Source organism: Erythrobacter sp. S227 (assembly GCF_057364925.1).
In genome coordinates this window covers 1178818-1192855 of the sequence record NZ_CP200280.1, presented here as the reverse complement: position 1 = coordinate 1192855, position 14038 = coordinate 1178818, and the positions used below count along the sequence as shown (strand labels likewise).

At 56.8% G+C, this 14038-nt stretch carries 13 protein-coding genes; 9 read left to right on the top strand and 4 right to left on the bottom strand.

The window, feature by feature from the left end:
* The first annotated feature begins 47 nt into the window (after positions 1-47).
* Positions 48-2825 (top strand): DUF3857 domain-containing protein, encoded by a 2778-nt coding sequence (locus AC0V6Q_RS05710; RefSeq protein ID WP_486167441.1) that lies wholly within the window; start codon positions 48-50, stop codon positions 2823-2825.
* Positions 2826-2844: 19 nt separating this feature from the next.
* Here the strand turns inward: AC0V6Q_RS05710 and radC are convergent, their stop codons facing one another.
* Positions 2845-3639 (bottom strand): RadC family protein, encoded by a 795-nt coding sequence (gene radC / locus AC0V6Q_RS05705; protein ID WP_486167440.1) that lies wholly within the window; start codon positions 3637-3639, stop codon positions 2845-2847.
* 39 nt (positions 3640-3678) lie between these two features.
* Between radC and AC0V6Q_RS05700 the strand changes: the two genes are divergently transcribed.
* From AC0V6Q_RS05700 to AC0V6Q_RS05665, 8 genes are all read left to right on the top strand, one after another.
* Entirely contained in the window at positions 3679-6972 is a 3294-nt protein-coding gene (locus tag AC0V6Q_RS05700; protein ID WP_486167439.1) for an intermembrane phospholipid transport protein YdbH family protein, read from the top strand.
* 11 nt (positions 6973-6983) lie between these two features.
* On the top strand, positions 6984-7229 hold the full coding sequence (locus AC0V6Q_RS05695; protein WP_486167438.1) for a YnbE family lipoprotein: 246 nt from the start codon (positions 6984-6986) through the stop codon (positions 7227-7229).
* Between the two features lie 57 nt (positions 7230-7286).
* The gene (locus AC0V6Q_RS05690; protein WP_486169262.1) at positions 7287-7667 is read left to right on the top strand and encodes a YdbL family probable chaperone protein; all 381 of its coding nucleotides are present in this window, start codon (positions 7287-7289) and stop codon (positions 7665-7667) included.
* A 152-nt stretch (positions 7668-7819) separates the two neighbouring features.
* Positions 7820-8146 carry an AtpZ/AtpI family protein gene (locus AC0V6Q_RS05685; protein ID WP_486167437.1) on the top strand — a complete coding sequence of 109 codons (327 nt, stop codon included), beginning with the start codon at positions 7820-7822 and terminating at the stop codon, positions 8144-8146.
* 82 nt (positions 8147-8228) lie between these two features.
* Positions 8229-8987, top strand: a complete 759-nt coding sequence (locus AC0V6Q_RS05680; protein WP_486169261.1) for a F0F1 ATP synthase subunit A — start codon at positions 8229-8231, stop codon at positions 8985-8987.
* 50 nt (positions 8988-9037) lie between these two features.
* Positions 9038-9265, top strand: coding sequence for a F0F1 ATP synthase subunit C (locus AC0V6Q_RS05675; RefSeq protein WP_027442220.1), 228 nt, complete (start codon positions 9038-9040; stop codon positions 9263-9265).
* A gap of 89 nt (positions 9266-9354) precedes the next feature.
* On the top strand, positions 9355-9849 hold the full coding sequence (locus AC0V6Q_RS05670) for a F0F1 ATP synthase subunit B family protein (RefSeq protein ID WP_486167436.1): 495 nt from the start codon (positions 9355-9357) through the stop codon (positions 9847-9849).
* A complete protein-coding gene (locus AC0V6Q_RS05665; RefSeq protein WP_486167435.1) occupies positions 9842-10366 on the top strand; it encodes a F0F1 ATP synthase subunit B family protein in 525 nt (174 codons plus the stop codon). The genes AC0V6Q_RS05670 and AC0V6Q_RS05665 overlap by 8 nt, the downstream gene beginning before the upstream one ends.
* Before the next feature lie 78 nt (positions 10367-10444).
* On the opposite strand, the gene AC0V6Q_RS05660 is transcribed toward AC0V6Q_RS05665, so the two are convergent.
* The 3 genes from AC0V6Q_RS05660 to rpsA all read right to left on the bottom strand — a co-directional run bounded on the left by AC0V6Q_RS05660 (position 10445) and on the right by rpsA (position 14009).
* Positions 10445-11425, bottom strand: coding sequence for an NADPH:quinone oxidoreductase family protein (locus AC0V6Q_RS05660; protein WP_486167434.1), 981 nt, complete (start codon positions 11423-11425; stop codon positions 10445-10447).
* Between the two features lie 5 nt (positions 11426-11430).
* A complete protein-coding gene (gene gloB, locus AC0V6Q_RS05655; RefSeq protein ID WP_486167433.1) occupies positions 11431-12186 on the bottom strand; it encodes a hydroxyacylglutathione hydrolase in 756 nt (251 codons plus the stop codon).
* 113 nt (positions 12187-12299) lie between these two features.
* The gene (gene rpsA / locus AC0V6Q_RS05650; RefSeq protein ID WP_486167432.1) at positions 12300-14009 is read right to left on the bottom strand and encodes a 30S ribosomal protein S1; all 1710 of its coding nucleotides are present in this window, start codon (positions 14007-14009) and stop codon (positions 12300-12302) included.
* Positions 14010-14038 lie beyond the last annotated feature (29 nt).

Here is a 14038-nt window from a genome sequence, read left to right as displayed (position 1 = left end):
ACAGTGCGGTGTTTTCTTGATAGGCATAGGAAAAACAGGGATTCTTAATGCGTTTTTCTTCTGCGTGCTGTGCTATTTCGTGTCTTGCTTTGGGTTGGTCGTCGGCTGTTCTCGCCGGTGAAACCCCGCTCTATCAACCTGTGCCCGACTGGGTTGAACGGGTTGATTTATCCGAGCTGGAACGTGATCCCGCCAACACCACTTTGGTCGCCGATACTCAGATCAGGATCGAGGAGGGCCAGCGTTGGCAGTATACCGACGAAATTATCCGGATTGCCGGATCCCAGCAGCTGACCAATGCAGGCACAGTCAAGGCTGTTTGGTACCCTGATAAAGGCGACCTTATCGTCCATGACATTGCGATTATACGCGATGGAGAGGTCATCGACGTGCTCGCACAGGGCGAAAGGTTTGAGGTTCTTCGCCGCGAACGTCGCCTCGAAGACGCTATTGTAGACGGCTCCTTGACTGCAACGCTGTTTGTGCCTGGCCTCCAGATCGGGGACGAATTGCGCGTCAGCTATTCCATGACCCTTTCGGATCAAGCGCTTGGCAAAGAGGTTCAGAGCCAGACCTATTTATGGCGCAAGCCTGACCGAACTGCCGACTTTGCGCGTGTATTGGTCTCTTGGCCTGAAGAGCTGGATGTGAGCTACAAGGCATGGCCGCAAGCAGAGCTGGCACCGGTCGAGACCCGAAAGGGATATGATTGGCTCAACGTCGAGTTGCCTTTAGCCGAAGCCATCGAGATGCCGAGTGATGCGCCCATGCGTTTTCGCCAGTCCTCCATTCTCCAAGTTGGGACATTTGCGAATTGGGGCGAAGTTTCCTCGACCATGGCGCCTCACTACACGGTTGAGGGCGCGCTTGAGGGGCTTGACGATCTGATCGCACGTGCAGACGCAATCCGGTCCGAAAACAGCAGCGATCTGGAGCGCGCTGTGGCCGCTCTAGATCTTGTGCAAAGCGATATCCGCTATCTCTTAAACGGGCTCGATGGCGGGAATTACATTCCGCAAGATGTCGCGACTACTTGGGACAAGAGATATGGTGATTGCAAAGCCAAAACACTGATCTTGCTTGCATTGCTTGACCATTTGGGGATCGAGGCCGAGCCTGTTCTGGTCGATGTTGACGCAGGAGATGCGGCGCAAATATCTCTGCCAATGCCCGGCGCGTTTGACCATGTCCTGGTGCGCGCGACAATTGATGGTCAGCTTTACTATCTGGATGGCACCTCTACGGGCGCAAATATCGATCTGGTCGGGAATGTTCCGGGTTTTCAGTTTGCTCTGCCGCTCCGCGAAGCAGGAGCCGATTTGGAACCGATCGTTCAGGTCCTTCCACGGGTCCCGGAAATGAAATTGCTTGCAAGGTTTGATGCCTCCGCCGGTGCCGATCTCCCTGCGCTGATCACATTTGAAATGCGGATGTTCGGGCCAGCAGCCGCGCAGATGAATGCGATTGCGGATATGATGACCGCGGATGTCAAACGCCGGATCGCGCGCGAAAATTCTTCCGAGATTGAATTGATCGATGTCGAATTCATCAAGGGCGCCACCAAAAGCGAAGCGGTGATGAGATACAAGGGCATTTCAGAACCTGTCTTCGATTTTGACAGCGGGCGCGGCGAATTGGGCGGCGGTGACTCCGCTGGGAGAGTTGATTTCTCCCCAAACCGATCGCGCCGCGATTGGCGTGAAATTCCTGTCGCGATTGAAGGGCCAACCGCGACGGAGATTTCGTCGCTGATCATTCTACCCTCCGATTCTGGGGGATATGAGATGGTTGGGGGACCACAGATCAAGGTCGAGGCCGCTGGTCAGGAAATCACGGTCAACTCCTCGCTGGACGGCAATGAATATAAGGTCGTAGGCACGACTATCGCTCGTGGCGGTGAGATCGCGGCTGATCAGGTGCTGACCGAACGCCGCAAGGCTATGGGCTTGGCACGCAATGAACTCAAACTGCTTGCCCCCGAGGACACCCCCCGATTGTGGCGTTTTGCGCAAAAGAAGGATCGCAGTGAGCTCGCTGCTCTTGATAGCGCTTACGCGGAGCTGATTGCATTCGATCCCGAAAAAGCCGCACCCTATCTGAAGAGATCATGGTTCCGGTATGACACATTCGACTTCGCCGGGTCGCTCGCAGATATGGACAAGGTCATCGAGATCGAGGGAACGGCCGGCCATTACTCCGGGCGCGCTTCTGTGAAAAAACAACTGCTTGATTACGAAGGGGCAAAACAGGACCTTGAGGAAGCATATGCGCTCGATCCTACACCAGACCGGGCGATGGATTTGGCTTCTATCCTGCTTGATATGCAAGACCCACAAGCAGCGCGCGAAGCGATTGAATACGAAGACGGTGATGAGGATGTGCGGCGCAGACTCGCGTACTGGATGGCTGACGCTGACGCACTAGAAGGCAACGCTGCACAAGGGCTTGAGCGGTACGAATTGCTTTTGCTTGATGACCCAAACAATGATGGTGTGCTCAACAATAAGTGCTGGTTTATGGGGGTTTGGCAGGTCCAACTGGATCAAGCAGCACAAGTTTGCACCCGGGCGGTTGAGGTTAACGGCACTGCCGATGCGCAAGACAGCCGGGCAATGGCGTATTACCGTTTGGGCCGCTTTGAGGAAGCGCTGAGTGATTTGAACGCTGCGCTTGAGATTGATCCTAGCCTTGCCGCATCTCTTTTGCTGCGCGGGTTTGTCAGACTAGAGCTTGGTGACAAGCAAGGTCAGGCCGATATCACTGAGGCGCTTTCTCGTTCACCAAATCTCGCTGCACGATATCGCAAATGGGGTTTTGACCTGTAAGCAGATCGGACCTGTGAGGCTAGATTAGACCTTTGGCGCGCATGCTGACGTGGCCTTCGCGGCCCACGATCACGTGATCGTGCAGTGTCACACCAAGCAGGCGGCCTGCCTCGGCAATGCGCTTTGTGATCTGAATATCGGCGTTGCTTGGCTCCGGGCTTCCCGAAGGGTGGTTGTGCACCAGGATTAGCGCCGCTGCGCCCACATCCATCGCCCTTCGTATCACTTCGCGCGGGTGGATCGCCGCCTCATCGATTGAGCCATCGCCCACGTGGTGGTCGTCGATCAGCCGGTTCTTTGTGTCGAGATAAAGCACCCGCACCCGTTCAACGGTCAAGTGCGCCATGTCGATCGCGAGATAGTCGATCAGTGCCTGCCAGCTTGAAAGTAGCGGCTTTTCGCTTACCTCGCTTCGGGCCATGCGTCTTGCAGCGATTGCGACGCTTTTGAGGGCGGCTGCGCTGGTCTTGCCAACACCTTTGGTGCGTTGGAGAGCATTCACATCTGCGTTCAGCACACCGGAAAGAGAACCGAATTGGGCAAGGAGCGCCTTGGCAATCGGCTTTGTATCGCCCTGCTTGATTGCTGCAAAAAGGAGATATTCAAGCACTTCGTAATCAGCGAGCGCCTCTGCTCCGCCTTTCAAGAGCCGTTCTCGCAACCGTTCTCGGTGACCGAGCCCGGCGTGCTTTCCCGAGTCCGACTTCTCACCAGTCGCCGCCGGAGCAGGAGAGCCTGCACCGGTATCGCCAAAGTCAAACGCGTCTTCAGATTGCGGCAACCTTGCCTCGCACACTGTTTTACTTGAACCCATCATTGCCTTTGCGGGCGATACGCGCAAGTGATGTGATTGATGTCTGAAGTTTTGCCCGAACCTGATTTGCCCGAATTGGCAGGCACAAGGCGGCTTCGGCTGTGGCCTCAGCGCTGGCGCTGGCGGATCAGTCTGGTGCTTGCTTTGTTGATTGCGCTGGCTGGCGGGCTTGCATGGTACAACCGGGAGCAGATTGCAGCAGACCTGATTGATGACACCCTGACCCAATATGGGTTGGAGGCATCTTACAATATCGAGGAGATCGGGGCACGGCGTCAGGTGATCACCGACCTTGTGATTGGCGATCCGGCTCTGCCCGATTTTACCGCTGAGCGGGTTTCGCTCGACATATCGTATACTTATGGCCCGCCCGAGCTTGGACTGATCGAGCTTGTGGGTGCGCGGGCTTATGGTTCTTTCCGAGAAGGTGTTCTTAGTTTTGGTAGCCTTGATCCGCTCATTTTTGCCGAGAGCGAAGAGCCCGCCGGTCTTCCTGCGCTGAACCTTCGGGTTGTTGATGGCCGCGCGCTGTTGCAAACGGATTATGGTGACATCGGGGCAAAGCTTGGAGGTGAGGGACAGCTCAATGATGGCTTTGCTGGCACGCTAGCGGCGACAGCGCCCGGCGTGGGTGCGGAAGGGTGCAGGGCCCAAGCGGCTACCGTCTACGGCGATGTGAGCAGTTCGGACGGGCGCCTGAGTTTTGATGGGCCAATCCGCCTGCGCGAAGCGAGCTGCGAAGGTGCGAGGATCGATGCGGCTGATATTGGCGCGCAGCTTACGCTTTCGAGTGATTTCGCAGCGGTCGAGGGCGATCTGGCGCTTTCGGCCACACGCTTGGCCGGTCCCGGAGCCGCACTTTCCAAGCTTGGCGGGGGCGCGAATCTCGCCTGGCGTTTTGATGGTGAGCTAAGTGTTCGGCATGACCTTGATGGGGAAGGTTTCACCTCCGCATATGCCAATGCGCAATCTATCGGTGCAGATGGCACCCTGCGAAGCCGCGAAGGGTTCACCCGCAGTGAATGGACCACAAGGCTAACTGGCCGCGGGATGGATGCGCAGGCGTTCGCCCGCAGCGCTGCATTGGCGCAGGCACGCGAGGCGAGCGCAGGGACGTTCGCACAAGCCCTGCTTGGCAGATTTGGAAGCGGGCTCGCAGGCGCTGTCAAAGGCGGAGCGTTTGCAGGGGATGTTTCGGTTCGCACAGATCCGGACAGCATCCGGCTTGTGATACCAGAGGCGCGGCTGCGCAGTTCTGATGGCGAGACTCTCCTCGCTCTTTCGAGGATTAACTACGCGAGCGCAGCGGGTGATCAGCCGCAGCGGCTTACCGGAAATGTACTGACAGGCGGCGCAGGCCTGCCACGTATCAACGCAAGGCTGCAGCCGGTGAGTGGCAATGCAACGACCCTGCGGATGACCATGGCAGAATACCGGGATGGTAGAGACGCGATAGCCATTCCAAGGCTCGAAGCGACGCGTGATGCCACAGGTCGTGTTCGCTTCACCGGCATGGTGCAGGCTGAAGGGGCAATTCCAGGCGGAAGTGTGCGCGGGCTCTCGCTGCCAATCGAAGGTGGATGGTCACAAGCTTCGGGCCTCGCTTTCGGATCGAAGTGCCTCGATGCAAGGTTTGCAGCGTTGGAAGCCTATGACTTTGTATTGAGCAACCAAAGCCTCTCGATTTGCCCGATCCAAGGCCGCTCGATGATCCGCTATAATGACAGCCTCGAAGTGGCTGCCAAGCTCGATGAATTGGCCATTGCAGGACAATATGGAGAGGCTCCGGTCGCTCTGACTACAAAAGGTGCAACTCTGCGTTATCCGGGCGGGTTCGAGGTTCTGGGCATCGACGCGACAATAGGTTCCGGTGATGAGGCCATAAGCTTTGCTGCCACCAGCTTTGATGGCAGCCTAACCGGGGGGCTCGAAGGTCGCTTCGATGGTGGATCTGCAGACCTTGGCACTGTGCCAGTCAATCTTTCAGATATCGCGGGTCGGTGGAGCTATGCCGATGACGCTTTGCAAATACGCGAGGGTAGGTTCCTTTTGACGGATCGTCCCGATCCCGCTTTGGGCGAAGAAGCGCGCTTTGAACCGGTTATCGGCGTAGGTGCGAACCTCGATTTGATCGATGGCACGATCGCGGGGGGATTCGGGGTCGAAAACCCGTGGAGCAGGCGGAAACTCGCGGAGGTGTCGTTTGGGCATGACCTCACGACCGCAAAAGGAAGCGCTGAATTTCTTGTCCCGGGCATACGTTTCGAGGAGGGGTTCCAGCCGGATGACCTGACGCCGCTTACCAAGGGTTTGATTGCCTTTGCCGACGGCGTGATCGCAGGTCGCGGCCAAATCGCGTGGGATGAGGACGAACTGACGAGTTCGGCCTCGTTTTCGACGGATCGGTTCGACTTTGCTGCCGCCTTTGGGCCGGTGCAAGGTGTCAAGGGAACTATCGAATTCACCGATCTGCTGAACCTCACCACGGCGCCCTCGCAAGTGGCGACCATTCAATCGGTCAATCCCGGTATCGAGGTGTTCGAAGGACGGGTTGTTTATGCGATTGAAAACGGAACCCTCATCACGCTCGAGGATGGACGCTGGCCGTTTATGGGCGGCGAGCTGATATTGCGGCCGGTTACCCTCGACTACGGTGGCGGGCAGGGGCAGAGCTATATCTTCGAGATAGTCGCTCTTGATGCAGCGACATTCGTTACAGAGATGGAGCTTGCCAATATCGGTGCCACTGGCAAATTTGACGGAACCATCCCCATCATCTTCGATGCGCAAGGTAACGGCACCATTCAGGGCGGCCTTCTCATATCGCGGCCACCGGGAGGAAATGTCTCCTACGTCGGAGAGCTCACTTACGAAGATCTTGGCGCAATGGGAAATTTCGCTTTTCAGACGCTTCGCTCGATCGACTACAATCAGATGAGCGTCGAACTGAATGGCAATCTTGCAGGCGAGATAATCACAAACTTCAACATTGATGGTGTGCGCCAGGGTGCAGGGGCGAGCCAGAATTTCGTGACCCGGCAATTGTCCAAATTGCCAATCCGCTTCAAGATCAACGTCAGGTCTTCGAACTTCTACACCTTGGCGCTAATCGTGCGCGGGCTGTTTGATCCGACAGTTTTTGCCAGTGCTGCCGAAGTTGAGCGGTTTGTTGGCGACAACCTTCCCGCTCTGCAAAACGGGCGCGGGAATAAAGAGCCCGACCAAACAGACCCGCAACCCGGGCAAAGTCCCGACCCCGATACAATTGTTGACCAAATACAACGGCGCAATGAACCGCCCGTTCAACCTCCAGAAAGCGATGAGATGCCATGAGAGAGCGGAATTTGACCCAGCTTTGCGCCAATGCCAGAAACTCAGGCCTGTTGTTTGAGGGGCGCAAGATGGATTGGAAACGATGTTGGGCTTCGCTCGCACCTATGGGTTTTTTGGGTACGGCGGCCTGTATCAATGTCGCGGCGCCTGATGAACCGATTGTGATCGAGCTAAATGTGAACATAGAAGCGCGGCTCTTGGTCGAACTGGCCGAGGATGCGAATGATGCGATTGAAGAGAATGCCGACATTTTTTGACTGGCATTTTTCAAAAGGCTGCAAGCCGGCTTTGGAGGAATTAGAGTGATGAACAGCATGCAAAAGCTCGGATTGGCGGCTTTAACCGCAATTTCAGCCGCAAGCCTTTTTGCAGCGCCAGCACAGGCACAGCGCGATCCGGCGTATGCGGCTGCTCGCGCCAACGGAACCGTAGGTGAGCAGACCGATGGATATCTTGGCATCGTGGGTGAGGCTACGCCTGCTCTTCGCGACATGGTGAATGATATCAATATCCGCAGGCGTGCGGTTTATACCGAGCGTGCCCAAAGCAATAGCGCCACACTTGAGGCATACGCCACGACTGCCGGTTGTCAGGCGATTGCCCGCACAGTGCCGGGCGAAAAGTACCAGGCCCCCGATGGTTCATGGAAGACCCGCACGGACGCGCCTCCAGAGCGTTTGGCGATTTGCCCGTAAAAGTGTAAGAATCGCCACGGGTTTGCGGAAACTATCGCAGCGCACCATTGACTTGAGAATCGCCCTCTTCTAGGGGGCACTCGCCCTTGGCGGGCACTGGTCTTCGCTCGCGCACCTGCATCCCTTAAAGGAGGCCCTTGAAAGAGGTCGGCATGAGCGAGGATAAACCCGCCCAAGAACCCATCGTTGAGGATGCGCGAATTGATGCGCTCGAAGCGCGGCTTAAGGCTGCGAAAGAGCGCGAAGAGGAACGCACTGGGTCGCAAGTGAAAGGGGCCGATGCGAACTATCGCAGCGGCAACCGAGTGCTAGCGGACTTAATCGGCGGGATCCTTGGAGGCTGTGTGATCGGATGGGCGGTAGACGCCATATTCGACACAACGCCATGGGGTCTGTTGGTAGGCTTGTTCCTCGGAATAGGTGTTGCCTTCAGGAACATCATCGTTGCGGCAAACAAGGCCTCGAAGGGTTCTGATTAGAGCGCTTCAACAGGGCCTTTCGTTTTTACTGGTACCAAGGATACACACGATCGTGGCAGCCGAAGAAGGCAAAGTCGATCCGATGAAGCAATTCCAGATCGAGCCATTGTTTGGCTCGGATGTATGGGAAATTGCCGGATACAACATCGCGTTCACCAACTCAGCCTTGTGGATGGCTCTCACCACAGTGCTGCTTTGGGTGTTTATCGCCGGTGGGATGAAGCGTGAGCTCGTGCCAGGTCGCTGGCAGATGGCGGTGGAGACTTTCACTGGCTTTATCGACGATATGCTCGATGCAAACATCGGTAAGGAAGGTCGCAAATACCTCCCTTACATTTTCAGCCTCTTTATGTTCATCCTGTTCGGCAACCTTCTTGGCCTTTTGCCGGTTGGATTGGTTGGGGCGCACCCATTCACATTCACAAGTCACTTTACCGTTACAGGCGTGCTTGCCGTGATCAGCTTCTCGATTGTGCTGATCGTCGGTTTCTTCAAGCACGGCATCAAGTTTTTCACATTGTTCGTGCCTCACGGTACGCCGCTGCCGATGATCCCGATCATTTTCCCGATCGAGCTGATCTCGTTCCTCGTGCGTCCGTTCAGTCTCGCACTGCGTCTTTTCGTTGCGATGATGGCAGGGCACGTTCTTTTGAAGGTTCTTTCCAGTTTCGTGATGGATGGCATCAATGCCGGCGTCGGCTTTGGCCTTTTGGTCAGTGCCCCGAGCTTCATCTTGATGATCGGCATTTCGGCTCTCGAAATTCTGGTGGCAGGCATTCAGGCTTACGTCTTTGCTCTGCTCACCTCGCTCTACATCAACGATGCAGAACACCTTCACTAAGTTTCACTAATCCAACAAACAACATACTGATTTTCTAAGGAGTTTTTACAATGGAAGCAGAAGCAGCCAAGCTCGTCGGCGCAGGTCTCGCAGCAATTGGTGCCGGTATGGCAGCGATCGGCGTGGGTAACGTCTTTGGTTCGTTCCTTGAGAGCGCTCTTCGTAACCCGGGCGCTGCAGACGGCCAACAAGGCCGCCTGTTCATCGGCTTCGCCGCAGCTGAGCTTCTCGGCCTGCTGGCGTTCGTTGTTGCGATGATCCTGATCTTCGTCGCCTAATTCTACTATCTCACGGGGGTGAATTGCTTTTGTGGCGATTCTCCCCCGTCAGTGTTTTATCAACCCCCTCTCGGCGAAGGCCCTGATCTATGCCTCAGATAGCCCAGCTTATGGACACCTACTCCAGCCAGATTTTCTGGCTGTTAGTGTTCTTTGGCATTACCTTTTTCCTTATCGGTCGCGGTATGGTGCCCAAGGTGATGGGCACTGTTGAGTTGCGTGACAATCAAATCGCAAGCGACCTTGCCGCAGCGCAGGCCGCCCGTGATGCAGCGGATAGTGAGGAACAAGCATGGCGCGAGCGTGAGAACGCAAACCGTGCCGCTGCTCAAGGCCTGATTGCTGAGGCGAAGGCCAAAGCAGCCGTCACTTCCGAAAAGAAGCTCGCGGCGGCGCAAAAGCGTCTCGATACCAAGATCGAGAAGGCAGAGGCGGACATTGCCGCTGCGCGTGACAGTGCCATGGCAGAGATTGAAGATGTCGCGGTTGACGCTGCTCAAGACATTGTGTCGCGGCTTGCCGGGACTAAAGTTGACAAGCGGAGCGTTCGCTCTGCTGTGAAGAAGGCGCTTTCAGATGCCTAATCTCATTTCACTCACCATCGCCGCTGGCGAGGGCGCTCCATCAGCGTTCGGTCTGCAGGACTACCAGTGGGTTTCGCTCTCTATGGCGGTTCTGATCGCCGTGATGCTTTGGAAGAAGGTTCCATCGGTCATTACCGGCGGGCTCGACAAGAAAATCGCCGAGATCAAAGCCCAGCTTGACGAAGCGAAAAACCTTCGTGCCGAAGCTGAAAAACTGCGCGATGAATATGCCGCCAAGATTGCTGGCGCTGAAAAAGATGCCGAAGCGATGATGGAGGGCGCGCAGCGTGAAGCGGACGCGATCCTGGAAAAAGCGCAGGCTGACAGCGAAGCGATGGTTGCCCGTCGCAAGCGCATGGCCGAAGACAAGATCGCAGCGGCTGAACGTGAAGCGGTCGCTGGCGTGCGCGCTACGGCGGTTGATGCAGCGTCTTCTGCATCGCGTGCCCTTATCGCTGACAAGCACAGCGCGGATGCCGACAAAGCTCTCGCTGATGAGGTGATTGGTTCGCTCTAAGAGCGTTTTCTATATAGCGATTTTTTGAAGAGGCGGCTCGATTGGGCCGCCTTTTCCTTTGAGAGTCTTCGGCGCGGTTCAGCTGCCTGGCTCGAACACCACTTTGCCCACCAACTTGCGTGCCGCCATCGCGTCAAAGCCCTCTCGCCATTTGGACAAGGGTAACGTCCGGTCGATGGTAGGCGTAATCCGCCCAGAAGCTGCAAGTTCGGCGATCGCCTGGTTGATAGCCTTTCCACGCTCTGGAAAGCGACGCGCGTATTCCCCCGCACGCAGACCCACGATGGAGAAGCCTTTTATGAGCGGAATGTTGGTAGCGACGCCAGCGATCCGTCCGCTCGTGAAGCCTACCACAACAAGCTTCCCTGCAAAGCTTACACAGCGGGTCAATTCGTCGAATACATCGCCGCTAACGGGGTCAAATACGATCTCGCACAGATTACCATCGGTCAGGTCGGCTACGGCCTCTCTGAAGCGTCCTGAGGCGGTGATGACTGCATCTGGAGCGACGGCAGCTTTGATGCCTTCATGTTTGTCTGAAATGCCGGTTGCGGCGATAACCCGCGCTCCCAAGGCTTTGGCCAAATCACAGGCGGCAAGACCAACCCCGCCGCTTGCTCCATGCACCAGAACCCATTGCCTGGGTTTCACATCACACAGCTCGACCAATCCGGTGTAAGCGGTTTGATACGCCGCTCCCATCGCAGCCCCTTGCGCAAAGGTGAGGCCTTTGGGGAGGGGGGAGAGCCCGCGCGCAGGCACGCTTGCCACCTCGGCAAATGCGTCCGTCTTCTTGCCACCGATGACTTTGTCTCCGGCAGTAAGGCCGCTTTCGGGCTCGGCCTCGATGACTTCGCCTGCCATCTCCAGACCGCTGGTAAAGGGGACGGGCGGCTTGAATTGATACTCGCCTTTGGTCATCAGCAGATCGGGGAAGTTCAACGAGGCGGCGCGCACGCGCACCAAGACTTCGCCCGGTCCTCTTTCAGGTTCCGGCATATCGACCAGTTGGACCCCGGAGAGGTCTTGCGAGAGCGTTTCTACGCGTAAGGCTTGCATGGCGCTTAGAAGCTGTCCTTGGCAGTTCTCAGCGCTGCAAAAGTTTCGTGCGGCGCATTGCCGCCCCACCGCGCCTGCATCGCGGGATCATCGGCCCGCAGGAATGGATTGGTCGCAAGCTCGCGCTTCAAGACGGTCGGTACGGTCCATTCGCCGCGCGCTCGCTTGGCATCGATCTCGGCAGCGTATTCCTGAAGATCGGTGTTGTCCGGATCGGCATGCAAAGCAAACTTGGCATTGGCCTGAGTGTATTCGTGCGCGCAGTAAAGCACTGTGGCAGTAGAAAGCCGCTTGATCCGCTCAAGGCTGCGCCAGAACTGCTCGGGCTCCCCCTCGAACATCCGGCCGCATCCAAGTGCGAAAACACTATCGCCGACAAAGGCAATGCCATCCTCGACGACATGAAACGCGATATGGCCGTTGGTATGGCCTGATACGTCGATGACATCGGCGCGATGTTCACCCAGGTTCACCGTATCCCCATGCTCCACCACACGGTCTATGGGCGAGAGCTTTTCTACCTCTTTGGGAGCCAGAACGCGCGCGCCGGTGGCCTCCACAATCTCTACATTCCCGCCTGCATGATCGGGGTGCCAATGGGTGTTCCAGATATGCGTGATGGTCCAGCCTTTGGCCTTGGCCTGATCGAGATACTCGCCTGCATCGGGCGTATCGATTGCGGCGGTTTCGCCCGTCACTGAATTGTGCAGCAGAAAGCCGTAATTGTCGGAGAGGCAGGGGAATTGATGAACTTCAAGCATGACGCGGGGATCCTTCTCTTGAGTGCCATTCTAACCGCGCGGCACCCAATAGAAAAGGCCCGCCTGCATCGCTGCAAGCGGGCCTTTCTTGATTTGCCAACTGGCGGAAAGACTTAGTCGTCTTTGCCCTTGAGAGCTTCGCCAAGGATGTCGCCGAGCGATGCGCCTGAGTCGGATGAGCCGAACTGCTGCACTGCCTCTTTCTCTTCGGCGATCTGACGCGCCTTGATCGAGAAGTTCGGCTTTTTTGAACGATCGAAACCGGTGACCATTGCGTCGACCTTGCTGCCAACCTGGAAGCGGTCCGGACGCTGCTCGTCACGGTCACGGCCAAGGTCGCTGCGCTTGATGAAGCCGGTTGCGCCATCGTCGCCAACCTGAACTTCGAGGCCGCCATCGCGAACTTCGAGAACGCTGACAGTGACGGTCTGACCCTTGCGAAGCGAACCGGCTGCTGCTGCGCCTGCTTCGGTTGGTGCGCCTTTTTCAAGCTGCTTCATGCCAAGGCTGATGCGCTCTTTCTCTACGTCAACGTCGAGCACAACGGCTTTGACTTCTTCGCCTTTGCGGTGAAGCGCCAGAGCGTCTTCGCCCGAGATGCCCCAAGCGATGTCTGACATGTGGACCATGCCGTCGACGTCGCCTTCGAGACCGATGAAGAGACCAAATTCGGTGGCGTTCTTTACTTCACCAGCAACTTCGGTGCCCACTGGGTGCGTTTCTGCAAACTCTTCCCAAGGATTGCGCTGAGCCTGTTTGAGGCCGAGCGAAATGCGGCGCTTGTCGCTGTCGACTTCGAGGATCATCACATCGACTTCTTGTGAAGTGCTGACGATCTTGCCCGGGTGAACGTTCTTCTTGGTCCAGCTCATTTCAGAGACGTGGACGAGGCCTTCGATACCCGCTTCGAGTTCAACAAATGCACCGTACTCGGTGATGTTGGTGACGTTACCGGTCAGTTTGGCACCGATTGGGTACTTCGCAGCAACACCATCCCATGGATCGCTTTCGAGCTGCTTCATGCCGAGGCTGATACGCTGTGTATCGGCGTTGATGCGGACAATCTGCACCTTCACGGTGTCGCCGATGGCGATCACTTCGCTTGGGTGATTGACGCGCTTGTAGCTCATGTCGGTGACGTGGAGGAGGCCGTCGATGCCGCCAAGGTCAACAAATGCACCGTAATCGGTGATGTTCTTGACCACGCCCTCGATGACCTGACCTTCAGCCAGATCGTTGATGAGTTCGCTGCGCTGTTCGGCGCGGGTCTCTTCAAGAACGGCACGGCGCGAAACAACAATGTTGCCGCGGCGACGGTCCATTTTGAGGATCTGGAAAGGCTGAGGCACTTCCATAAGCGGAGTAACGTCGCGCACAGGGCGGATATCGACTTGTGAGCCCGGAAGGAACGCAACAGCGCCGTCGAGATCGACAGTGAAGCCGCCTTTGACACGGCCAAAGATGCGACCTTCGACGCGCTTGCCTTCGCCAAATTCGTTTTCGAGCTTGTCCCAAGCTGCTTCGCGGCGGGCGCGATCGCGGCTGAGCATGGCTTCGCCGTCAGCGTTCTCGACACGGTCGACATAGACTTCGACTTCGTCGCCTACCGACAGGCCGTGATCATCGTCACCGCGTGAGAATTCTTTGAGGTTGACGCGGCCTTCGCTTTTGAGACCCACGTCGATTACGGCGTGACCTGCTTCGATTGCAGTGATCGTGCCCATAACAACGCGGCCTTCAAAGCCTTCGTCGCCGGCACCGCCGAGTTGTTCGTTAAGGAGCGCTTCGAAATCGTCGCGCGTTGGGTTAGGTGAGGTTGCCATAAGTCTTGGCTAATCCTTGGTTTTGTTTG

What these genes read in the sequence shown, in the direction of transcription:
- AC0V6Q_RS05710 (WP_486167441.1), top strand. Translation starts at nt 48, where the DNA reads ATGCGTTTTTCTTCTGCGTGCTGTGCTATTTCGTGTCTTGCTTTGGGT.
- radC (WP_486167440.1), bottom strand. Translation starts at nt 3,639, where the DNA reads ATGGGTTCAAGTAAAACAGTGTGCGAGGCAAGGTTGCCGCAATCTGAA.
- AC0V6Q_RS05700 (WP_486167439.1), top strand. Translation starts at nt 3,679, where the DNA reads ATGTCTGAAGTTTTGCCCGAACCTGATTTGCCCGAATTGGCAGGCACA.
- AC0V6Q_RS05690 (WP_486169262.1), top strand. Translation starts at nt 7,287, where the DNA reads ATGCAAAAGCTCGGATTGGCGGCTTTAACCGCAATTTCAGCCGCAAGC.
- AC0V6Q_RS05685 (WP_486167437.1), top strand. Translation starts at nt 7,820, where the DNA reads ATGAGCGAGGATAAACCCGCCCAAGAACCCATCGTTGAGGATGCGCGA.
- AC0V6Q_RS05680 (WP_486169261.1), top strand. Translation starts at nt 8,229, where the DNA reads ATGAAGCAATTCCAGATCGAGCCATTGTTTGGCTCGGATGTATGGGAA.
- AC0V6Q_RS05675 (WP_027442220.1), top strand. Translation starts at nt 9,038, where the DNA reads ATGGAAGCAGAAGCAGCCAAGCTCGTCGGCGCAGGTCTCGCAGCAATT.
- AC0V6Q_RS05670 (WP_486167436.1), top strand. Translation starts at nt 9,355, where the DNA reads ATGCCTCAGATAGCCCAGCTTATGGACACCTACTCCAGCCAGATTTTC.
- AC0V6Q_RS05665 (WP_486167435.1), top strand. Translation starts at nt 9,842, where the DNA reads ATGCCTAATCTCATTTCACTCACCATCGCCGCTGGCGAGGGCGCTCCA.
- AC0V6Q_RS05660 (WP_486167434.1), bottom strand. Translation starts at nt 11,425, where the DNA reads ATGCAAGCCTTACGCGTAGAAACGCTCTCGCAAGACCTCTCCGGGGTC.
- gloB (WP_486167433.1), bottom strand. Translation starts at nt 12,186, where the DNA reads ATGCTTGAAGTTCATCAATTCCCCTGCCTCTCCGACAATTACGGCTTT.
- rpsA (WP_486167432.1), bottom strand. Translation starts at nt 14,009, where the DNA reads ATGGCAACCTCACCTAACCCAACGCGCGACGATTTCGAAGCGCTCCTT.